Below are 22646 nucleotides of genomic sequence, written 5' to 3' on the forward strand. Positions count from 1 at the left end.
GTATACAGGCTGTTTACAGGAGTTTATATACTTTTGTGGAATGTATAAAGTTACTGGATGCAAGAGTTATTTACCCAGACAAACTCCATGTATTCAGCGGAATATTCTTTCAGAATAATTCTATATTTGATACATATTTTATATTTCTCTAAATTCGATTATACCAGGTGTATTAAAAAATGTCAGTCAACAGGCCAAGAGGGACCCGGGATTTTTTACCCGCAGATACTGCCCGGAGAAGGTACGTGGAAAGCGTTATGCGAAATGTTGTCCTCAACTGGGGCTACAGTGAAATCATTACGCCCACGTTTGAACATCTGGACCTTTTTACCCTTAAGTCCGGGGAAGGAATTATAGGGGAGCTCTATAACTTCACGGATAAAGGGGGGAGGGAAATGACCCTCAGGCCGGAGCTTACGGCTCCTGTGATGAGGTTTTACGTTAATGAACTCCAGCCTTTCCCCAAACCTCTTAAACTGTTCTACTTCGAGAATTGTTTCCGCTACGAACGCCCCCAGAAAGGCCGCTTCAGAGAGTTCTGGCAGTTCGGGGTCGAACTCATAGGGAGCGGGAAATCCGACTCCGATGCCGAGGTTATTGCCCTTGCCAGTGCTCTTCTGAAAGCGGTGGGCATAAAGGGGGACATGAAGCTCGGAAACCTTGCAGTGATCCGCACGCTTTTGAAAGGGCTTGAACCCGAGATTGTGAGCAATGTCATGAGGCTTGTGGACAAGAAAGAGTATGCAGGTCTTGCAGCTCTGCTTTATGAGATAGGGGCAGAAGAACAGTTGAAGTCCGACCTCTTCCGTCTTATACACCTTCAAGGCAAGTACATCCTCCCTGAAGTAAAAGGAATAGTCGGAAACATTCCTGAGCTCGTGAGCTTTGAGAAGACCCTCAAGCTTCTTGATGCATACGGAGTCGATTACTCTCTTGACTTTGGAATTGCCCGCGGGCTTGATTATTATACAGGCATGGTTTTTGAGGTCTACGCCGAAGGACTCGGTGCCCAGAAGCAGGTCTGTGGAGGCGGCTCTTACCAGCTTATCCAGCTCTTTGGGGGCGGAGATGTGCCTTCTACAGGCTTCGGAATCGGCTTTGACAGGATAATGGAGATCTGCCCTCTCGTACCTCCTGCACAGAAAAGTCTTGTGGTGGTCTCAAAACCCGATACTCACCTGGAAGCTGTAAAAGTTGCGACAGAATTGAGGAACTACCTGCCAGTCCAGATAGACCTTATGGAGCGCAACTTTAAGGCACAGCTCTCCTATGCAAACACCATCAATGCTGACTATGTGATAATTGTAGGGGAAAAAGAACTTGAAGCTGGAAAACTGACTCTCAGGGATATGGTTTCCGGAGAACAGGAGCTTTTGACGCTGGAAGAAATCACAGGGAAAATTTCAGGGCAATAAAACCGATAATTCTAAAACCGATAATTCTAAAACCGATAATTTTCTTTTCTCTTTTTCCCTTTTTTCATTCCACTCTCCTTTCTCTTTTCTCTTCCTACTCTCTTATTTTTTCTCTTCTCTCTTTCCTCGTAGATTTTTTTATTCTCACATACTATCAGTTTGTAAACTATATCTTATTCCTCTAAATTTTATTTATCAAATCGCATTGTTTCTAGTAAAAGTAATCTTTTTATATACAAACTGTGTAATTTTTGTTATAATTAATTACTTAGTTTTTTTACAATCTGGATTTCTGGGGGGAAATTACGGCGGGAAAAGCGAGAGTATTAGCATGTCAGATAGCATGTCAGATCGGAGCTGAGGAGTCCGCAGTTTGTGGGCTTCCCTTCAGGCTCACGGTTACAGGAATTCTTTTTGCTGTACTCCTGCTGATCTCTTCTGTCTCTGTCTCCGGCTTTCTGGAAGGAGTAGAGGAGCGGGAAACCATGGGTGAGGTTTCAAAAGTAATAGCTGCTGCCGAACAGCTCTCTATACGCGGAGAAGGCAGTGAGCTTGCCCTTGAAATAAACGTACCTCAGAGGGCATCGGTCATCTTTGGGGCTTTGCCGGGACAGGAAGGCAACTGGCCTGAGGATGCGGATAACTATGGCATCACTGTTGAAGGAAAATCAAAACTTTATCCCGCAGCTGTTTCTTTTTCGAACTCTGAGCTAAACGGGCCCGTATCTTTTGGTCCGGGCAGACACAGGTTGCTTCTTATTACAAAAATTGATTCGGAATCAGGCAGGCTTTTTGTCCTGATATCCGAAACAGGGGCTGATTGAGAAGATGAAATCGGGAAAGACCTGCGCAACAAAGGAGATTTCAGCAGATGAGTCTGCATGGGCTGACTTTTTAATCTCAAAAGCTGCACTGGTTCTATCCAGTATAGTCTTTTTTGCAGCCCTTTTTCAGCTGGCTGCGGGTTTTAAAGATCTTGAAGCACAGGAAGAGCTGGATTTTCTTGCAAGGGATTTTAAAGCCGCAGTAGATGGAGCCGGAGCAGAGAGTTTTCCGGAGGACAACCAGGAGATCTCTTATCGTTTTGATGAAAACGAAGTCTTTTTTTCCTCTCCTTTCAGAGAAAATATAGAGGTCTATGTATCAGGGGAATATGTCTGTTTAAAGGGAGAATCGGGTGGAGAAATTTTCACTGCTGTAAGGCCCTTTACATTCAGGGTGCTGCCTTTCAATGAGTCCGAACTCAGGGGGAAACTGTACACAAGGTTTGGAAGCGACGGCAGCGAAGGGTATCCGCTTTCGGCTGATTTTCAGGAAATTTCTGAATTTCTCAGGGTTTCCGGAACCGGAGAGGCTGTGCTGAAAGCGGATGATAATATCTCAATAAGAAAAGAACATGTTTATATTAAGGGCAGTGGGGGGGTTTCTGCTTTTGAATATATTCTCGTTTATCAATAAGTGGATAGAGCCTGTAAAACATTTTGTAAAGCGTAAAGATTCAATTCTGCGGGATGAAAAGGGAGTCCTTGAACCCCATTCTGATCTCATTGCCACAGCTCTCGCTGTTATAGGTTTCGTTGTCCTTGCAGCTCTTCTTTCAAAAGCATATCTGGGATACGAAGACCGCTCATTTGCGCTTGAAAATTATGAAAGTGCTTCTCTTCTTGCAGGTACCGTAGCAGAAGCATCTGTCCTGAAAGCCGAGAATCCGGGTGTACTTTCTGCATCAGCTCTTGACAGGCTTTCATGCCCCGAAGGGTTTGATGAAAGAGAGACATTTTTTGCAGCATTTTCAGGAAATTACCCATTTCTGGTCGAGATCCGGACAGAAAACGGGCAGTGGGATTGGATTATAAATTCTGAAATTGTCGAAACAGGCTATCTCATGGGAAAACAGGAAAAAGTTGCGGCTTCAGTGCCGGTTGTAATCGAGCTGAATTCAGCAGAAACGGTCCCGGGAACCCTTACTGTCGTTCTTTATAAAACCCCCTGGATGTAATGCAGATGAGTCCGGAGCTTATCAAATGCAGGAATTGAAGTTCCCTGAAAAACATCCGATTCAGGAAAGAAATAGTCAAATAATTGAAAGAGGCGAACTCTTTGAAAAATACTGATAACTCTGGAAAGATACAAACATTCAATGGTACAAAAGTAAATGCAGAAGATATCAGGGAGTCTTCCGCTTATTCTACAGTTTTCGATGCCCTCTTTTTGCTTGTTTTAATCTCACTTTCCGGTATTATCCTTATGCCCTCTTTGCAGGCTGATGAACAGTATGCTGCAGCTTCGTACGTAACTTCTTCAGAACTGGATACCTATCTGCTTGAGTCTCTCCTTTCCTGCAAGCTTGAAGATTTTGAATACGAGATCTCACCTCTTTCGGTAGTTAACGTTTCAGTCCCGAAAAACTCAATTGTAGCGGACCCTGCTCACACCCTTTTCGGAAAGGAACTGAAGCACAGGACTTTTGCCGACCTTACAGCCGAATATCTGGCTATTTCCCTCAGGCTGCAGGGAAAAGGCTCTTCTGTCCCCCTCAATCCTCTTTCTGAAGGCTATTCCGACAAGGCTTCCGAAATCATAACTGCTTATCTGGACAGAAAGGCAGCAGGGAGATTTTCATATCGGTTTGAAGCTTACTGGTATCCTCAGGAAGCTTTGCCCATGGGAAGTGAACTTATAATCGGAGAAAAACCTCCTGTTGATGCCATACGGCAGAGTGCAAAAATTTCCATGCCTCTTTATGCGGCTGCACCGTCCAGGAATTCCCTTCTTGCCTGCGTGAACGATTCCGTCCTTGAAGCTTCTCTTAACGTTTCTGACGAAGAGGCTTCAGCAGCACTTTTCCAGGCTTTTAATGCTTCTCTTGATGCTGCAGCCCTTGAAGGAGCTGAAACAGCAGCTGAGCTTCTTTTCCCCTCGGATTATTCAGGATCGGTTTTTGGAGAGGAAGCAGATGAGTCTTTTGAGACGCTGCTTTACGGGGTTTCTGAATATTCGGATGGAGAAAACTCTTCCTCAACAGAAGAAGAATTTAACGCTTATCTTTATGATCTGTTTAATACAGGATTTGCACCCAATTTCGAAAATTTTTCTGAAAATATATCTACTGCAGAACTTTCTCAACTTGAGGTCCTGCTTGTAGATCATATAAGAGCAGATATTCGAACAGAACTGGAGGCTGAGTTTTCAGGTGAGATTAATGAAACTGTTTATGCTGTAGCTGAGGTCAAAGATCTCTCCGAGGCTCGGGTTCTGAGGGATTCTCAGATAGATGCAATTTACAGGCAGATCAATCCCGGAGGGGCGAGGATAGTCCTCTATCTCTGGAAACCATATTAACCATTTAAAATGCATGTGTGGCCTAACTTAAACCATTTAAATGCCTTGTGTGGTCTTATCCTGAAATTCCGACACAAAGTATATATCATATGGTGCGCTCTCTAGTGATGTTTTTACCGAAAAACTCAAGCTTTTACAGGAATTCCTGAAAAGCCACGCAGCAATTTGCTGTGGCGGATTAAAATCTCCCGATCGATGTGTTGGTCCGTTATAATCGGTAAAGATATAACTTCAGCCCGAGGAATTTTTTTCCGGGCATCGATCAATTGATATCAGGAGAAATATTATGGCAAAAATGCATACCAAAAGAAAAGGCAAATCCTCTTCCACCAGGCCTAACAGGACTGAACCGCCTGAGTGGTGCAAGATTGGAGCAGACGAAGTAACCACAATCACTCTTGACCTCTGGAAACAGGGAGTCTCCACATCCGAAATTGGAATGATTCTGAGGGACCGCTACGGTGTCCCGGATGCCAAGCTCGTCACAGGCAAGAAGATCACAACAATTCTCAAGGAAAACAATGTTGCTCCTAACCTTCCAGAAGACCTTACCAACCTTATTGTAAAGGCTCTGGGACTGAGAAAACACCTTTCTACTAACAAGAAAGATGTCCACAACAAGCGCGCCCTCAACCTGACCGAATCCAAAATCAGAAGGCTTGTTAAATACTACAAGCAGGAAAAGGTACTTCCGAGGGACTGGTTCTACAAGCCTGAAACCGCAGAAATGATGATTACCAGATAAGCCTGGAATTTCCCTTCAGGGGACTTTTCAGTTTAAGGATTGAGTTTGCCGGAAAGGCAAACATCCTTTTAACTCTTTTTTAAAAAAAATTAATACTTCTATGCTTCTTTATAGAGGTATCATAAAGTCCGTACTTTTATAATGCCCGTACTTTTATAATGCCCGTACTTTTATAATGCCCGTACTTTTGATCAAATTTATTTGTCTCACAATCGTTCCGTTTTCTTCATTCTGTTTTTTATAACTACGTTATAATTTACCTGCAACGCAGTCCGTGCTGCAGTCCCACGCCGGACTTCCAGGAACCACGCATCTCATGCCTGAGATTTCCCCTATGATAACGGGCAGGCCGTATACTTCTTCGATTACCTGAGGAGTGATCACTTCCACCCCTCCCAGTGCGTGGACCTTTCCTCCTTTAAGGAGGATAAAACGGTCTGCATACCTTAGAGCCTGGTTGAGGTCGTGCATGGTCATTACAGCTGCAATCTTATGGTCAAGAACTATCTGCCTGATAGTAGCAAGGATTTCTACCTGGTTTTTCAAATCGAGACTGCTTGTCGGCTCGTCAAGGAGAAGGACTTTCGGTTCCTGAACAAGGGAACGCGCTATTGCCACCTTCTGGAGTTCTCCTCCGCTCATCTCATCGATATATGAAAGGCGCAGGTTTTCCATTGAGAGAAGCTTGAAGACCGAGTCAACAATCTTCAGGTCTTTTTCTGTCACGTCCCATCTTATGTGGGGACGGCGTCCCAGAAGAACCGCATCAAAAGCTGTCAGCCTTCCTGTTTCCACACGCTGGGGGACATAACCTATCAGGCGTGCGATCTCCATAGTCCCGAGGTCGAACAGGTTTTCTCCATCTATATGGACTGCTCCTCCTTTCGGGTGCAGAATCCTGTTAAGGCATTTCAACAGGGTAGTCTTGCCAACCCCGTTGGGGCCCAGAATTGCTACAACTTCTCCTTCATCGATTGTAAAGGCAATCTCATGCAGGATCTTACGGTTACGATACAAAAACTGAAGTTCTTCTACAGATAGAATCATCGTCTATACCCCCTGAGAAGCAGGTAAATGAAAGTCGGTGCTCCCATGAAAGCAGTAAGTATGGAAACAGGAAGCACATATGGTGATATTATAATCCTGGCTGCCGTGTCAGATGCCAGGAGAAGAATTCCTCCAAGCAGAGTTGAGCCCGGGATGAGATACCTCTGGTCATCCCCTATGAGTCTCCTTACCATGTGAGGGCAGATCAGCCCTACAAATCCGATTACTCCGAGGAAAGAAACAATAACGGCAGATACTAGCGCTGCAACAATCATGCCTACCATCCTGACTCTTTCCACGTTGACTCCAAGACCTTTCGCGGTCTCGTCTCCTGCGTCTATGGCATTGTAGTCCCAGCGGTTAATCATAAAGAACAGAGTTGAAAGCAGGACAACAACTGCCATAATCTTAAGTTCCAGCCAGTTTGCTCTTCCCACATCGCCAAAGGTCCAGAATACAACTGCTGCGAGCTGGGTATCGTCAGCAAAGTACTGAAGGAACATCGTTCCTGCGGTAAAGAGGGAAGAAAGAGCCACTCCTGCAAGCACCATCACTTCGGGTGAAGCTGCCCGTATCCGGGAGATAAGCAGGATTATCCCGGTAGCGAGGAGACAGAAAATAAAAGCCACAATCGTGGTCATGTAAGGGTTGTTAATTATGACAGCGTCTGCAGCGGTTGATTGCATTTTTCCTGTGCCAAGGATAATTACCGAAACTGCAGCTCCGAATGCTCCTGCATTGGAGATTCCAAGGGTGAAAGGAGACCCGAGTGGATTGCGCAGGATAGATTGCATTACGACTCCCGCAACTGAGAGCCCGGCTCCGGCAACTATTGCAGCAAGGGCTTGAGGGAGGCGTATATTCCAGATTATTGAGTCCCATTTTGTAGAGACACTCTGCCCCATCAGGGTTTGCAGGACCTCATAAGGAGGTATTGTTACTGCTCCTACAGAGATTGAGTATATGAGCATAATAAATAGGAGCAGGAGCCCCCCCATAATCCAGAAGAATTTTCTTCGCACATATACGAGGTAATCTTCTGGAACTGCTCCGTCGGCAAAATGCACTTATTTGTACCCTCCGTGTTATAGCGGAATCTGCTTGAAGCCGGTGTCCTTGTACTGTCCGTTAAGGTCAGAGAACACAGGTTTTCCAACGAAGAATGTATATATTTCGTCGGCTTTGGCTTCAGGGTCGATATCCTCGAAACGGTCCGGATAGAGCACCTTCCCTACAAAGTAAGCGTTTGCAAGCACTGATTCATAGTTAGTGCTGTAGAAATTGTAAGGAATTACTCCGTAAACGTTACCGTTTTTAACGGCTGAAAGTCCGGTAAGAGACGAGTCAGTCTTGAGTTCTCCGATGGCTCCTTCGTTCCCGAGCTGGAGAGTGCCTGTGTCGATAAAGATGTATTCCGGATCCCAGTCGACAAGAGCCTCTTTGGCAATGTCAGCGTGGTCTGCACCCATTCCGGCTGCAACGTTATTTGCATTCACCCAGAGGAATGGAGCATAAGCCGGCTCTGTGGAGATTATCCCATGGGCGCCTGCACTGCTGACCCCTCCGACATAAACATTCTTTCTTTCAGACTCTGGAATGTCTGCAGTCCTCTTTTTCAGATCCTCCATGGTAGCATCGATATAGGCAATTACCTCTTCTGCTCTTTCCTCTTTGCCCACTGCCTCACCCATTATCTGGAGTGAGCTGTACATTTCGGCTTTACGTTCCTCATTATTCAATGAGCCGTAAGGGAAAGAGATCACAGGGACACCGGTTTTTTCCTGTAGACTGTCTGCTTCAGCTGCGTTTGCTGCCGGTGCCTGACCGGTTGTGCCGGCTTTCAGGACCAGCTGGGGGCCGATATCAATGACTTTCTCCGGATCATCTTTGCCCCTGAACTCGCCAATAAGCGGGTAGTCTTTAAGCTGGGGGTTTGCAAGGGCATAGGGACGACCTTCGATCTCAGCTTCCTGCTTTTCCAGGCTGTCTACACCGACCACCAGATCCTGAGACTGGAGATATACAAGATAACGCAGGGAGCCTGCCCCTGAGCAGACCACGCTTTCTACGTTTCCGGGTATGGTGACGGTCCTGCCGAACCCATCAGTTACTGTTTTTTCGGCAGACTCCGTTAATTCATCGGTACCTGTTGCGGTTCCAGCATCTTCAGCCGGGTTTTCATGTTCTGCGTTTTCAGCAGGGCTGGACTCACCCGTACACCCTGAGCTTGCGATAAGGGTGAGGATGAGCATTCCTATAAAAATAATTTTTTTAAATTTAACACTGGAAATAGTTTTCATGTTACTTTCCTCTAGTTTACTAAAGGAAGAGTATTACATAAATTTAACTAAATTTTTCTGCTAATTATTATAGATCATTAATTTCATAAAAAATGGTATGACTTATTAGCATTCTTATTTTAACTGGTAGTAATCAAAAGAATAAGCATCAATACTTTGTGAATAACATAATGCTCTTTCTGGAAAATATATGTGTATGCAGTAAGAAATATTCATGCTCACGTATGTCAAAAACGAGGTCATGGGGAGACGTGTAATAGACCTGAGCAAAAGACCTTTAAATACTATTAAACAGAAAGGTCTCTTCAATAAAAAGAGAAGTAGTGATTCTTCAAATTATACTCATATATCATTTTTTAACACTTGTACCTCGTTTTTTTAACACTTATTTTTTCACATTTATATATTATTTTTTAACACTTATTTTTTTAATATTCATATATATCTTTTAATGCTCATTTTTTAATATTTATACCTCATATTTTTAACACCCATATGCTGTTTTTTTAATTTTCTTGCCCTGTGTAGTTTTTTCGGTCTGATTTCTACTTGGAGTTAACCTGTGTTTCCAATTTCCAGAATATGTTTAGCTCTCAGGGCGGACTATTTCCAGGCTGACATCTATCCATCTTGATCTGTGGATCAGTAAGCCCATGGATATTACATCCACTCCTGTTTTTGCATAAGCTTCCAGGTTTTCCAGAGAAATCCCCCCTGAAGCTTCTATAAGAACTGATTCCCTGAGCCCTTTTCCGTTTAGTATGGAAATAGTTTCTTTAACCTCATCAGGCTGCATATTGTCAAGCATTATTATATCAGCTCCCAGCTTTGCAGCAAAGACCGCATCTTCTGCAGATTCAACTTCAACCTCAATTTTCCGTGTAAAGCTGGTTTTCCGGGCTTCTTTGATTGCGGCTTCTATCCCCATAAGTTTCACATGGTTATCTTTTATCATGACCGCATCCGAGAGGTTAAACCTGTGTGTATCTCCCCCACCTGCGGCAACAGCCAGCTTTTCGAATTTCCTGATCCCCGGTGTGGTCTTTCTTGTGCAGGCGACCCTCACAGTCTCAGAGTGCTTTCTAGCAATATCCGTGCATTTTCTTGTCAGGGTTGCAATTCCGCTGAGGTGCCCCAGGAAGTTGAGGCTGATTCGCTCTGCCCTTAGAATGGAAACGGCTCCTCCCCTAAGCCTGAAAATTATGTCTCCCTTCTTTAGCTGGTCCCCATCTTCAAAATCAGTTTCAGCCTGAATCCCAAAATAATAAAATATTGATACTACCTCATCTATCCCTGCAACCGTGCAGTCTTCTTTCGTAAAAATAATGGCTTCAGCAGGCCTGTCCGGGACAATAGTGCATGAAACGTCATCGTACCCAAGGTCTTCTTCTATGAAGCTTTCAATTTCTCTGATAAACATAATTTTTACCCCGCTATTTTATGTCTCCTGCATTTATAAGAGGCGCGGGCGTTTTGGGTTTTTCTATCTCTTTTCAGTGGTTATTTTCTTGAAGTATATACATCTGTATTATGGAAAAACGAATGCTTGAACCATAATTTAAATGCCTGACGGGTGAGGTTTTTCCCCGTAACCATACTTAATAATCCCGTTTATAGGATATGAGCCACGTTTTTAAGTGCGGAATATGGCTTACGTTAAATATATTTCACAGGCATTTTTCGATTTTCAGGCTGTGACACTGGTAACCCTTGCTTCAGTCTTTGGGGAATCTTTGAGAGTTTTTTTGAAGGTAGTTTCCTATTTCCAGGGTAGTGTTTTCGGAAGGCGGAGGTTTTTGTCATTAAGGTATAAAGTTGATTCAAAAATTGAGGTTCTTAAAGTTGGAATTACATGAAAGTATTTGAAACGAAATTGAAAATAGTAAAAACATTTTTTATTGAGAAAAATACTCTTAACAGAAGGTTTTAAGAAAGGGAAAAGAATACAGTACCCCGCCTGGAGCTTATAATGCCGGGCACTAAAATCTAAAGATCAAGATTTATTGATTATTCTCAGGAGCCTGGAATACTGAAAATAGGAATTATTGGTTGCGGTTTTATTGGCGGACAGATTTGCAGAGCAATTGACAGCGGAGAGATTGATGCTGAGCTATATGCCTTATGTGACTCTTCTGAAAGCAAAGCCTTTGGTCTTGCAAAGTCCCTGAAAGCCTGCAAGCCTGCATATATGAAGATTGAAGAACTTATTAGCAGTGTAGACCTTGTTGTTGAAAGCGCTTCTCAGAATGCTGTCAGGTTTATCGTACCTCAGGCCCTTAAAGCCGGATGCAGTGTAATGGTGCTGAGTGTGGGTGCTCTTGCAGATAAAGAATTGAGAGAAACTCTTTTCGGGCTTGCAAAAAAGCATAACTGCAAGCTTTACTTCCCCTCGGGTGCCGTTGTCGGAATCGATGGTATTAATTCAGCGCATGCCGCCGGGATTTCTTCTGTTACCCTGACAACCAGGAAACCTCCTTCCGGACTTATGGGGGCCCCTTATGTTGTGGAACATGGCATAGAACTTGAGAAGCTCGAAAAAGAGACCATTCTTTTTGAAGGGACTGCCTCAGAAGCCGTAAAAGCCTTCCCCGCAAACGTTAACGTTGCAGCCACTATAAGCCTTGCAGGCATAGGTTTTGAAAGGACGATGGTGAGAGTTATAGCTGATCCATCCCTTTCGAGGAACATTCATGAAATTAATGTACAAGGAGAGTTTGGGAAATTCTGTACAAAGGTAGAAAACCTTCCTTCTCCGGAAAATCCTAAAACAAGTTATCTTGCAGCCCTTTCTGCGATCTCAACCCTGAAAAAGATACTTAATCCTGTCCAGATAGGAACCTGAAGCCCGTTAATATTTCATTCCTGGTGAACATTTGGGTTCTGGTCTTATCTCCAGTACAGGTCCTATCTCCAATACAGCCTTGAATTGGAAGGGATAGAGTTCATAAACAAGAGATAGAAGTCATAAACAAGAGATAGAGTTCATAAACAAGAGATAGAGTTCATAAACAAGAGATCGAAGTCATAAACAAGAGATAGAAGTCATAAACTATAGAAGACACGCAGGGTTATTTCAATTTGATTTTCCCTTTCGTTTTTCCTCTTTTTTCTTCCCTGGCGCGGGTCCGGATAATTTTTTCAGGATAGGAGACTGGCTGTGTTCACAAATATTATATAGGACGGAAGAGTTAAGCAGGTACATCCCAGGAGACAGCTATATGCGCGAAAAAAGCTTTATGGATTAAATCTTTTCCTTACTGCACTTTTTTACGTTTGATATGCCCCCTCTATTAAAATGCCAGTAAATCAAATATCACCGGAGCTTCCTGAGCTTGAGAACCTCTCTGCTAAAAAATAGCTCTGTTTAATTACTCTAATATTATGGTGGTCCCATGCAGCAAGCAGACCTTACAAAAAGGATCAATGAATTGAAGTTAAAACGAAACGCAGTAATTCTTTCTCATTATTATTCACGCCCCGAAGTCCAGGACATTGCAGATTTTGTCGGTGACTCCCTTGCCCTGAGCCAGGAAGCCGTACGCCAGGACGCTGATGTCATTATCTTCTGCGGCGTCCATTTTATGGGGGAAAGCGCTGCAATCCTTTCCCCGAATAAAACGGTTTTGTTGCCTGAAATTGATGCTACCTGCCCGATGGCAGATATGGTCAATGTTGAGGGTCTTAAAAGATTGAAAGAAAAACACCCTGAAGCCCCTGTTGTCTCTTATGTGAACAGCTCGGCTGCAATAAAGGCAGAATCCTATATATGCTGCACCTCTGCCAACGCTGTGGAAGTGGTAAACTCTCTGGACGCAGACGAGGTCATCTTTGTGCCTGACAAGAACCTGGCTGCTTATGTCGCGTCCCGGACTGACAAGAAAATCATTCCCTGGGAAGGGCACTGCCCGACACACCACCAGATCCTTCGGGAAGATGTCCTGAAAATGAAAGAAAAGCATCCTCTGGCTGAATTTATAGCTCATCCCGAGTGCCGCCCTGATGTCCTTGAACTTGCAGACCATGTGGCAAGCACGCGGGGCATGATCGTACACGCAGAGAGATCGCCTGCAAAGGAGTTTATAATAGGTACGGAGTGCGGGCTTATTCATGGGCTTCTTAAAGCAGTTCCTGAAAAAACATACTACTGCGTCTCTGAATTTGCCTGCTGCCCGAGCATGAAAATGGTCAACCTTGAAAAAGTCCTGACTTCCCTTGAAAAAATGCAGCACAGAGTAATTGTTCCCGAAGATGTTAGAGCCAGGGCAAAAGAAGCCCTTGATAGAATGCTTGCAGTAAAAATAAATTAATTATTTGAATCTTTTTTTCGCTACATTTTGCCGCGTCTATTTTGGCGAAGGCGATTTTTATCCTTTTTTCCTTAGGGCATAACTCATCCAAGATTTCATAATGTGTCTTCAGAGGAGGATTGTACGTCCTCTCCATTAAAATTTACGATTTTTTAAGACAATGATTGCATTTTAAGCCAAAAATGGGATGTAGTTTTTTAGGGGAATTATTATCCTGATTTATTGAAGGAAAAAAGAAGAAATAAGTTCCAGTTAAAGGATGAATTTCAGAAAACCATATCTTTTTATTTCTTTGCGGTTTGCAGGAAAAATAACATTAAATAAGTGAGGCAGGAAGACCTCACATACTTTCATGCTGACAGTGTTTTCATGCTAACAGTGGTTTTTATATTTTTTTCTTTAACACACAGTATCCTGCAACAACCAAAAACAGTGGTAGAGCAATTGCCAGAAGCATTTTAGCTGCTTTCATAGGTTCTCTGGCTGTGCCGTCCTTTTTTGAACCTGCCAGGCTTCTCAAAGTTTTCTGCAATTCAGTTTCCTCTCCCTCATACTCTGTTATTGCAAAGAAGGAATAACCAGGGGTTTCCGATTCAAAATAGACGTATTTTTCGTCCTCTCCTGTTTTTATAGTATCAAGAGGTTCCCAGCCTCTATTATACCATTGAAGGGTTATAAAGGATTCACTAACATTATTCTTTTCCATCCATTTTTTCTCAACTTTAAACCCTACGAGTCCGTTTTTAAGGGAAGTCGGGAGTCCTGCTGCGTTTTCTCCTACCCAGATATTTACGTGCTTATATACTTCTCCACGAGGAAGTACCTTGACAAGAGTGGATTTGTCTCTAAGGACTTCCACAACTGTTGTTGTTTTCCTGAATGTCCTTTCAGCATCGTATTCGATATATGTTATGCATGTAACATTTTGCGGGAATTCGTATTTGACATGATAACCACTCATCACGTTTCTGGTAGCAAGCTCCTTTATAGCAATATTTGTGGCAGGCTCGGTAGAGATTCCGCTTCCCATGCCGCTGGAGCCGGAGTCTGAATCTGGGCTTGAACCGGAACTGGAACCGGTATCCGGATTTGCAGTATCACCGGAATCTGGGCTGGATTCTGGATTTGCGGTAGAACCGGGATCTGAACCTGCACCTGGATTTGCGGTAGAACTGGAATCTGAACTGGAACTCGAACCAGAGCCGGAATTAGAGCTGGAAGTATCACTTACCTCGCTGTTTTCTGTTTCTGGATTGTCAGTACTGGGGCTCCCTGTTCCTGAGTCATCTGTTTCTGAACCATCATCCGCTGGATTATCATCTGTTGAGTCATCTTCACCGGATGGTATATCTCCACCTGATGTTTCATCATTTCCAGATTGATCATCTTCACCTGATGTTTCATCGTTACCTGATGGTATATCTCCACCTGATGTTTCATCATTTCCAGATTGATCATCTTCACCGGATGTCTCACCGTTATCTGATGGTACATCTCCACCTGATGTTTCATCTTCACTGGATGTTTCATCGTTGCCGGATTGTTCATCGTCTCCAGATTTTTCATCTTCTTCTGATGTCTCATCATCATCTGAGGAGGAATCTTCCGGGTCCGAATTCCTCCAGCTAAAGTATTTTGAACCCAGATCTCTCAGGTTAAATTTTTCTGAATCTCCAGAGTCCGAATCTGAGTCCGAACTTTCAGTTTCTGAGTCTGAATCTCCTGTGTCCACGGCATCCGAACTTCCACTGTCTCCTCCAATATCATCTGCAGCAGATGCCATTTGGGGAGTCATTCCAGGGATTATCAGTATTACCAACAATACATAAATTAAACAACTTAAAAAATGGGGTTTCATTTTTACTGGCCTCCGCCCGCCGTCCATAAATAGAAATGTCTACTGTACACCGTAAGTCCTTAACAATTTATTACATTATTCATACGAACAAAATTTAGAATCTTTCTTAAGTAAGTTTGTTCAATACCTGAGATCTATAAGAGTGAAATTTTATTCCAGGTAGATAATAGCTTCGGATTTTCTTAAAAAAACAGACTCCAGATGATGTATTCATGTAATTTTGCATCTGACAACCGGATAAAAATCCTGACCTCCTCACACAGCCAGAGCTTTTTTATATAAACGCTCAAATCTTATTTTACCGGTGTTTTTCTCTCATGAGTATTTTTCTCTCATGGGTATTTTTCTTTCATGAAGCTCTGGATGAATCAGCATGTAAGATTTAATCGTCGTCGTTTTTGGCAAAATTTTAATACTTTATAATGCTGTTTCTTCTGATGTCTGCCGGAATCCGAACATATCTTGAGCTCATGAGGTACAAAAACTGCCTGATGGCAGGTTTTGCAGCAGTAATAGGAACTTTAATAGCGTTTAATATCCTCATTTCCGGAACTTCAACTCCAAATTTTGAGGATGCTTTCCCTTTTCTTGATGCAGGCTTAGTATTTCTGGTGGTATTTTTAGTCTCGGGCGCAGGAAATGCGATTAACGATTACTTTGACATCAAAATAGACTCTATCAACCGCCCTGAAAGACCCATCCCTTCCGGGAGGGTAAAAGCAAAAGAGGCTTTTTATTTTTCTTACCTTCTGTTTGCTCTTGGCACTTTGATTGCTTTTTCCATAAATTCTATATGCGGGTCAATTGCTCTTTTTAATTCCCTGCTACTGATCCTCTATGCAAAAACCCTTAAAGGCACTCCCCTTTTAGGAAACCTGAGTATAGGCTACCTTACAGGCTCCGTTTTTTTATTCGGGGCTTCAATTTTTGGATTAGGAGGAATTAAAGCCCTTTCCGTACTTTTCCTGCTTGCTGCTCTTGCCATTACAGCCCGTGAAATAGTAAAGGACATTGAGGACATGGAAGGCGACAGTCTGGAAGGAGCAGACACCCTGCCCCTGAGGATCGGGGCAAAAAAAGCGGGTTATCTTGCGGTGCTTACAGGGCTCCTTGCAGTAATTTTAAGCCCTCTGCCTTATTTCATGTCTGTCCTTGGCCTGCGTTACATTTATCTTGTCTCTCTGGCAGACCTCGGATTTCTTGCAGCCATTATACAGCTCCTCGTCCGAAATAACCCCACTAAATCCTCTAAACTGTTTAAAATAGCCATGTTTTTTGCCCTCATCGCGTTCATTGCAGGGGTATGAACCGAATAAATTTAATAATCTGTCAGGATTTGATCTCTTACAATAAATTTAATAATCTGTCAAGATTTGATCTCTTATTATTCTACCTCTTACTATTCCATCTTTTATTTAGCAGTCAAATTTGACAGAAAAATTTTTACTGGTTTTTTCAGCAGATAGGTCTCTTCCCTGCTACAAGTTCCATTGAAAAGGAATGGATATCGTCAAGTTCTTTTTCTATAACTTCTGCTGCCTCTTTTTCAACGTCATCCGCTGCACCTTTTTTCATTATCAACTGGGCAGTTGCAATCTGGGGCTGGTCAATAGGGGTTCCGATCTCACTCAGGAGCCAGACATATACCTCCGAGACATCAGGCACCTGCCTGTAAATCTCTGCGGCTATCCTGTGGGAGAGGAGATTATAGATCTTTCCTATGTGGCTCACGGGGTTTTTCCCTGCTGCAGCCTCACTGCTTACAGGGCGGTTTAAAGGAATTATCCCGTTTACGCGGTTTCCACGCCCCACCTCTCCGCAGTCTGCGTCTTCTGCAGAAGTTCCGGTAACTGTTGTGTAAATTCCTTCCATCCCCCTTCCAGGCATGTCAAGGGTGTTAAGGGAAGCCGTGGGTCTTGCACATATGCAGGCTTCAGGCTCAGTTCTTTCTTTTTCCGCAAACCCGGCAGTAAACTCTTCTATCCTGTCGTGAAGTTCTATCTTCTTTTTAAAATAGTCATCTTCAGATTCAACATACATGTCCACAAAAGGAGCAGCAACCGTGAGGTGAACATTCTCTTTATGCCTGAGCCCCATGACCTTTATATCTTCTCCCGACTCCGGATATTCTTTCTTGAACCCCCTTGAGTTAAGGTAGCGCTCGGTCTCTAGCACCAGCCTCTCCGTTGAGCTCAGAGGCGCATATCCGACCGCTGCAGAGGTATCGTTTGCCCCGAGTACCTTCCCACCTCTGCTGAAGATGTCAGTAAGTTCTGCAGATCCCTTTTTAAGTTCAACCTGGTAAATGACACTTTCAGCGTCCACAAAACGGAGTTTTTCCGAGAACCATTCTTTTGCCGTGTCAACAGCAAGCCCGGAAACATCGATCTCGGTCCCTTCGTATTCGAAGGTTGCCCTGTCTCCGATTATCAGCCTCATAGGGCTTACAACCCTTCCCCCCAGAAATTTTCCTTCTACCTGCCCTGCAACAAGCATACCCTTGTCTATGTTGTGGTGCAGGATGGTTCCGAAAGTCTCAAGGTATTTCTGGCTCAGGTTTACGGAAATCTGTTCCATAATTGCATCGCAGATATAGTCCGGGTGCCCGAGCCCTTTTCTTTCAACAACCTCTACCTTTTGCCGGTAGACTTCCGAAGCTTTCAACTCTTCTATAACAATATTTCTCAAAGTCTTTCCCCCCAGATTGCCCTTAAGGGCGCAGTAGATACCGATTTGATGTTACGGATATGGTCCAAATAGTTCATCCATATTTGTTAATGACCTGTAACTCCTATTTATCAATAAATATCCCTGTGACGCGGTCAGAGATTCCTTCTGCAAATATAATACATGGTGGGCAGGATAGATAAAGACAAACATGTTAATAACGTACCTCTGGCTAGCAGCTGCCCAGCCAGGCTTCATGCCTGATTACCAGAGCCTGACAAATCCTTTTAGTGCCTGTTAAATGAAGTCCGCGTCATCCGAATAATCAATTCTCTTTCTATCCTCGTCCTCCTGTTCTTTTACAACTTCCGGGCCGTGCCTGAGGTATTCTTTAATCATCATTGGGAAGGTGTTTGCAGGCACGAAGCGTACTCCGAGCTGCTCTGCCCATTTTTCAATTCCATAGTCACTTGCTATGACTGCAGCATCAAGTTCTTTTGCAAGGATCAGGACATCAATATCCGGAGCACTGTCAAGAATCCCGTATCTCAGAGCTGCTCTGTACTTGTTCCTGAATTTGCCGATTATTCCCCCTATAACCTCTCTTTCAACCTCTTCCCTGTACTCTTTTTTCTTATTTTGCGGATTTTCCATAAAGAGACATTCGGTTGCAGCTTCCCATATTGCATCTTCCGCAACTCCCATCCCGCGGTTAATCCTTTCTCTCATGTAAGAGACGTATTCATGGAAAATCTGTGAGGTTACATCCACTCTATATCGGTCAGGAGATTTTTTTACGAGCCAGGTATCTATCTTCGCAACTACCTCTCTGTCGCAACCGTTACGGCTTGCAAATTCGTACATCTCTTTGTATACCGATGGATAAGGGACATAACAGCTTATCCCGAAATGCAGGCGGGCTTCGGCTATAAGGTCGAGTATCGTTTTCATCCCTTCACAGAGGGATGTATAACCCATAACCTCCCTGGTCTGCAGATCCGTCAGTGCCGTTGTGTCCAGCACAAATCTCTGCTTAAGCATTTTTTCGAGTCCTTTTATTATCTTTTACCCTTCTTATATATTGATCAAGGGGCAATAAAATTCTTTGTTTTACGCTAATTCGCTTTATTTGATCTAAATGGATAACTGTATATAGTTTTAAAGCGAATAATTCTATAGGGAAGTTTAAACCAGAGCTGAAAAGCGGTTTGAAACATATTTTCGGAATTTTTTAGATAGGATTACTCTTGTCTGAGCGCTTCAGGCATTTCCTGGTTTACATTGTAACAATACTTACTATGTTTCTTGCCGTTTTGACTTTGCTCAGTCTCGGGCAAAGCTTCTCTCTGCTGAAACCCGGAAATCTCATACTATCCGGCAGGGTGAAGGATTCGGAATAATAGGTGCGCACTGAGTCTGAGTAGAAATCCAGGAAATGGATCGGCTCTATATAAGGAAAACAGGCAAAGAATGGGGAATTTGATGAGTGCAAACGCAGAAAGTTCGGAAACCTTTGTAGACTCAGCACAGGGTTTTGTGAGAAATCCTCTTAGGAAGGGAGGCAGCGCAATGAAAGAATACTGTAATATCTGTGGTCGAGAACTGCTTGAAGATGTGCTAGTGTCTCAACCATTTAATTATTAGTCATCATTATAAACGTTGAATACTTTTATACCTTCATGCTACAGATTCAACTTGCAGATAATGAAGTAAATTTCCTTCAGGATTTTGTGAGAAAAGGACGTAAAAGCGCAAGAGAACTAACTCGAGCCCGTATTCTCCTTCTATCAAACCAGCAAACAGAAATCACTGAAATCGTGAAAATATTAGGTATTTCCAGGAGTACCACTTTGAATATACGGAAAAGATACCTTGATGAAGGTCTCCCCAATGCTCTTTTTGACAAATCGAGATCTGGTCAACCTATAAAATACACTGAAAAACATGTTGCAGAAGTAATCGCTTTAGCCTGCAGCAGTTCCCCTGATGGAAGCAAAAGATGGTCTCTTTCCCTGCTTACTGAAGAACTTAGGAAAAAAGAAGGATTTGAAACTATAGGTAAAGAGAGTGTCAGGCTTATTTTGAAAAAAGCAAAACTAAACCTTGGTTAAGACGGATGTGGTGTATTCAGACTATCGATACTGAATATAGAGACAGGATGTATGACATTCTTAGTCTGTATGAAGAGGATTATGATCCTAAAAAACCTCTTATCTGTCTTGACGAGAAGCCTAAGCAACTGCTCAGGGATAAAAGAATGAGCATTCCTATGAAGCTTGGAAGTTCAGAAAAATATGATTATGAGTATGTCAGAAACGGAACAGCAAACATATTCATGGCGGTAGAGTTCAAAGCAGGAAAAAGGGTAACTCAGGTAACCAAAAGAAGAACAATGAAGGATTTTGCACAATTCATGAAGATTCTTGTCACAGAAGAATATTCTGAAGCAGAAGTCATCAGACTGGTTACGGATAATCTCAATATCCATAAAGAGAAGTCATTCTACGAAGCATTCTCAGAAGAGGAAGCAAAGAAGATTCTGGACAAGATAGAGTTCCATTACACGCCAAAACATGCAAGCTGGCTCAATGCTGCTGAAATCGAGATCAATGTCATGGATATCGAATGTACAGGAAGAAGGATCGGGGACATCGAGACGCTTAAAAATGAAGTGGATTCATGGACAAAGAGAAGGAATGAACACAAAAGGAAAATTGAATGGAAGTTTACAAGGAAGAATGCAGATGAGAAAATGTCAAAGTATTATGTGAAATAATTAAATGGTCATGACACTAGTAGTTGATACCAGTCTCGATATGAAACCGATTAAATTTAAGGACGTTCAGGGAGATAAATTTGATCTGATATGCATTGAATGTGCAATTGATTCGGTTGAAAATCCACCTTTTGTATGCACAAGGTGCGGACAGCCAATTGAATTTAATGAAAAATTCTATGTGGTCAGGGAAGCGACAACAAAACCAGGCGGACCGAAAGTAGATTTCAAAGAGACATGCATTGGAGATAAATATATCTGCCGCACATGTTTCGATGAAACGATGAACCCCGAATATGATGAAGAGAAAGAAGTCTAAAAAATATTTGATATAACGCCTGCGGTAGAGTACTATGCTCTACCCATAATTTTTTGATGGCTGAATTTCTCAGCCTGTTATCTTTTGTTTCTTTGCTTTTTTATTTGATATTTTTAAATTCTATTTCTCTTTTAAATTATATCTTTCTTTTAAATTACATATTTTTAACTATGTATTTTGAATTATACATCTTTAAATTATATATTTTTGAATTATACATCTTTAAATTATATGTTTTTGAATTACTCATTTTTCGCTATGATATACGGGCTTTCCTGAGGATGCGTGAACTTTAATTCTATGAAGGCATAAATGTGATACAATAAAAATGTAAAAATTCTCTACTATGAAAATTCATGTTTTATGAACCTTCATGTTTTATGGATCTGGAGCAAATTAACTCCTGAATTTACTCTATTTATAGTTTTAAGGGGGAAGTTGATTGAACGGAAGCAGTATAATCGAATTTGAGGACATGACCTGGAGCCAGCAGGTTGAGGATTCCAAAAAGCCCGTTGTTGTGATGTTTTACAGCCCTGCATGCCCATATTGCAAAGCTATGGAACCATATTTTGAGGAATATGCTAAGGAATACGGTTCTTCGGCAGTTTTTGGCAGAATAAATATAGCAACAAACCCGTGGACTGCAGAAAAATACGGGGTTCAGGGCACTCCTACCTTCAAGTTTTTCTGCCATGGAAGACCTGTATGGGAACAGGTAGGCCAGATCTATCCTTCAATACTGAAAAATGCTGTCCGGGATATGCTTCAGCACGGTGAGGAATGTATAAGAAAAAGCACCCCTGTAGGGCAGGACATTACAGGATACGTATAATTCAGGTTTACTGTGACGATTCAGACCCACTGTGATGATTCGCGTTTACTGTAATGATTCAGGTTCACTGTGACTTCTTCTTTCTATTTTCTTTTTCTTTTTTCTCTGTATATTTCTTTCTTTACCAGCCCGTATTCGTCAAAAGTGGTATGAATCGTGCTGAAAATACTGAATGCAGTACTCATGGACGTGGAAACATAAAGAGCAATCATTATTGAGATCTGATACTTGATTGCAAGCATCGGGCTTGCACCTCCGAGGATCTGCCCTGTCATCATCCCTGGAAGAAAGACAAGCCCTGCAGTTGCAATGTTGGCAAGGGTAGGCTTGAGAGCGGAGCGAAGGCATTTTCGAATATAAGGTGTAAGGGCTTCGTACCTGCTCGCCCCGAGAGAAAGGTTGTAAAGGTATCTGTTTTCGTTTCTGCGTATATCCTCGTAAAATTCTCCCATACCAACAATATTGCCCCTCAGCGAATTGCCGAGAATCATGCCTCCTACAGGGATCAGGTAGCGGGCTTCCAGGAGGTTTCCAAGGTCAAGCACGAATTCGTTGAAGTAGAGCAGCACACTTATATTTGCTGCCATAAAGGAAAGAACAACAGGCAGAAGTAGTTTTTCCATTTTAAGCTCTACATTTTTTATAGTCGTGTAACTGGCAATTACAACCATTCCCAGAACCCATGCCATGTTCAGAGCTCCGTTGTTCAGGTCAAATACATAGGTCAAAAACACTCCTGCCATAACGAGCTGGACTGTCATGCGGGAAACCGCATCTATTGTTGCCCGGGAAATACGAAGCTTTATTCTGTAACTGATAGCCAGAGGAATTATAAGCAGCAGAAAGCAGAGCAGCAGGGAAGTTATCGATATATCGGGGCTTGCCATTTGAAAATTCCTCTTTTCATTTTTTCCTGACTCTATTGACTCTATTTTTGTTATCTTTCCTGTTCTATCATTACTTTTCTTTTATTACTTTTCTTTTTAAGGCTCAAACTGCGTGCATTCACGAGAGAAACTGCATTTTCTAAACTGG

The 22646-nt window shown here is 42.7% G+C and carries 21 protein-coding genes and 1 pseudogene; 14 read left to right on the forward strand and 8 right to left on the reverse strand.

What is annotated here, in order from left to right; genetic code table 11:
- Positions 1 to 179 precede the first annotated feature (179 nt).
- The 6 genes from hisS to M886_RS07725 all read left to right on the forward strand — a co-directional run bounded on the left by hisS (position 180) and on the right by M886_RS07725 (position 5502).
- Complete coding sequence (gene hisS, locus M886_RS07700; protein ID WP_048050977.1) at positions 180 to 1415, forward strand: histidine--tRNA ligase; 1236 nt, start codon at positions 180 to 182, stop codon at positions 1413 to 1415.
- A 485-nt stretch (positions 1416 to 1900) separates the two neighbouring features.
- Positions 1901 to 2239, forward strand: a complete 339-nt coding sequence (locus M886_RS19095) for a hypothetical protein (RefSeq protein WP_230624997.1) — start codon at positions 1901 to 1903, stop codon at positions 2237 to 2239.
- A gap of 4 nt (positions 2240 to 2243) precedes the next feature.
- The gene (locus tag M886_RS07710; protein ID WP_048040915.1) at positions 2244 to 2873 is read left to right on the forward strand and encodes a hypothetical protein; all 630 of its coding nucleotides are present in this window, start codon (positions 2244 to 2246) and stop codon (positions 2871 to 2873) included.
- Positions 2848 to 3414, forward strand: coding sequence for a hypothetical protein (locus tag M886_RS07715; protein ID WP_048040917.1), 567 nt, complete (start codon positions 2848 to 2850; stop codon positions 3412 to 3414). The genes M886_RS07710 and M886_RS07715 overlap by 26 nt, the downstream gene beginning before the upstream one ends.
- Before the next feature lie 101 nt (positions 3415 to 3515).
- On the forward strand, positions 3516 to 4757 hold the full coding sequence (locus tag M886_RS07720) for a hypothetical protein (protein ID WP_048050978.1): 1242 nt from the start codon (positions 3516 to 3518) through the stop codon (positions 4755 to 4757).
- A 286-nt stretch (positions 4758 to 5043) separates the two neighbouring features.
- The gene (locus M886_RS07725) at positions 5044 to 5502 is read left to right on the forward strand and encodes a 30S ribosomal protein S15 (RefSeq protein ID WP_011033998.1); all 459 of its coding nucleotides are present in this window, start codon (positions 5044 to 5046) and stop codon (positions 5500 to 5502) included.
- Positions 5503 to 5751: 249 nt separating this feature from the next.
- Here M886_RS07725 and M886_RS07730 read toward each other — a convergent pair whose 3' ends face one another.
- The 4 genes from M886_RS07730 to nadC all read right to left on the reverse strand — a co-directional run bounded on the left by M886_RS07730 (position 5752) and on the right by nadC (position 10269).
- Positions 5752 to 6549: an ABC transporter ATP-binding protein gene (locus tag M886_RS07730; protein ID WP_048036687.1), complete on the reverse strand. Its 798-nt coding sequence runs from the start codon at positions 6547 to 6549 to the stop codon at positions 5752 to 5754.
- Entirely contained in the window at positions 6546 to 7616 is a 1071-nt protein-coding gene (locus tag M886_RS07735) for a FecCD family ABC transporter permease (RefSeq protein ID WP_048037225.1), read from the reverse strand. Before M886_RS07735 ends, M886_RS07730 begins: the two co-directional genes overlap by 4 nt.
- Before the next feature lie 18 nt (positions 7617 to 7634).
- A complete protein-coding gene (locus M886_RS07740; protein ID WP_048050979.1) occupies positions 7635 to 8849 on the reverse strand; it encodes an iron ABC transporter substrate-binding protein in 1215 nt (404 codons plus the stop codon).
- A gap of 586 nt (positions 8850 to 9435) precedes the next feature.
- Positions 9436 to 10269, reverse strand: coding sequence for a carboxylating nicotinate-nucleotide diphosphorylase (gene nadC / locus M886_RS07745; protein WP_048050980.1), 834 nt, complete (start codon positions 10267 to 10269; stop codon positions 9436 to 9438).
- 226 nt (positions 10270 to 10495) lie between these two features.
- Between nadC and M886_RS07750 the strand changes: the two genes are divergently transcribed.
- The 3 genes from M886_RS07750 to nadA all read left to right on the forward strand — a co-directional run bounded on the left by M886_RS07750 (position 10496) and on the right by nadA (position 13156).
- Positions 10496 to 10705, forward strand: a complete 210-nt coding sequence (locus M886_RS07750) for a hypothetical protein (RefSeq protein ID WP_048050981.1) — start codon at positions 10496 to 10498, stop codon at positions 10703 to 10705.
- Between the two features lie 170 nt (positions 10706 to 10875).
- Positions 10876 to 11691 (forward strand): aspartate dehydrogenase, encoded by an 816-nt coding sequence (locus M886_RS07755; protein WP_080936913.1) that lies wholly within the window; start codon positions 10876 to 10878, stop codon positions 11689 to 11691.
- A 550-nt stretch (positions 11692 to 12241) separates the two neighbouring features.
- Positions 12242 to 13156: a quinolinate synthase NadA gene (nadA, locus tag M886_RS07760; RefSeq protein WP_048036681.1), complete on the forward strand. Its 915-nt coding sequence runs from the start codon at positions 12242 to 12244 to the stop codon at positions 13154 to 13156.
- Between the two features lie 385 nt (positions 13157 to 13541).
- On the opposite strand, the gene M886_RS17455 is transcribed toward nadA, so the two are convergent.
- Complete coding sequence (locus M886_RS17455) at positions 13542 to 14939, reverse strand: PGF-pre-PGF domain-containing protein (RefSeq protein WP_053228873.1); 1398 nt, start codon at positions 14937 to 14939, stop codon at positions 13542 to 13544.
- Positions 14940 to 15451: 512 nt separating this feature from the next.
- On the opposite strand from M886_RS17455, the gene M886_RS07770 reads away from it, so the two are divergent.
- Positions 15452 to 16321 carry a geranylgeranylglycerol-phosphate geranylgeranyltransferase gene (locus M886_RS07770; RefSeq protein WP_048041916.1) on the forward strand — a complete coding sequence of 290 codons (870 nt, stop codon included), beginning with the start codon at positions 15452 to 15454 and terminating at the stop codon, positions 16319 to 16321.
- A 148-nt stretch (positions 16322 to 16469) separates the two neighbouring features.
- Here the strand turns inward: M886_RS07770 and M886_RS07775 are convergent, their stop codons facing one another.
- On the reverse strand, positions 16470 to 17702 hold the full coding sequence (locus M886_RS07775; protein WP_011034008.1) for a methionine adenosyltransferase: 1233 nt from the start codon (positions 17700 to 17702) through the stop codon (positions 16470 to 16472).
- A 276-nt stretch (positions 17703 to 17978) separates the two neighbouring features.
- Positions 17979 to 18722 (reverse strand): RNA ligase partner protein, encoded by a 744-nt coding sequence (locus M886_RS07780; protein WP_011034009.1) that lies wholly within the window; start codon positions 18720 to 18722, stop codon positions 17979 to 17981.
- Between the two features lie 441 nt (positions 18723 to 19163).
- Between M886_RS07780 and M886_RS18630 the strand changes: the two genes are divergently transcribed.
- From M886_RS18630 to M886_RS07800, 4 genes and pseudogenes are all read left to right on the forward strand, one after another.
- Positions 19164 to 19325: a hypothetical protein gene (locus M886_RS18630; RefSeq protein WP_167333145.1), complete on the forward strand. Its 162-nt coding sequence runs from the start codon at positions 19164 to 19166 to the stop codon at positions 19323 to 19325.
- 35 nt (positions 19326 to 19360) lie between these two features.
- Positions 19361 to 20457, forward strand: a pseudogene (locus M886_RS17725) (IS630 family transposase).
- Between the two features lie 10 nt (positions 20458 to 20467).
- Positions 20468 to 20776: a hypothetical protein gene (locus M886_RS07795; protein WP_235203896.1), complete on the forward strand. Its 309-nt coding sequence runs from the start codon at positions 20468 to 20470 to the stop codon at positions 20774 to 20776.
- A 442-nt stretch (positions 20777 to 21218) separates the two neighbouring features.
- Positions 21219 to 21611 (forward strand): thioredoxin family protein, encoded by a 393-nt coding sequence (locus M886_RS07800; RefSeq protein WP_011034011.1) that lies wholly within the window; start codon positions 21219 to 21221, stop codon positions 21609 to 21611.
- Between the two features lie 83 nt (positions 21612 to 21694).
- On the opposite strand, the gene M886_RS07805 is transcribed toward M886_RS07800, so the two are convergent.
- Positions 21695 to 22498, reverse strand: a complete 804-nt coding sequence (locus tag M886_RS07805; RefSeq protein ID WP_011034012.1) for an ABC transporter permease — start codon at positions 22496 to 22498, stop codon at positions 21695 to 21697.
- Positions 22499 to 22646: the final 148 nt, after the last annotated feature.

It is taken from the genome of Methanosarcina soligelidi, from assembly GCF_000744315.1.
In the GTDB taxonomy this organism is placed as follows: Archaea; Halobacteriota; Methanosarcinia; order Methanosarcinales; family Methanosarcinaceae; genus Methanosarcina; species Methanosarcina mazei.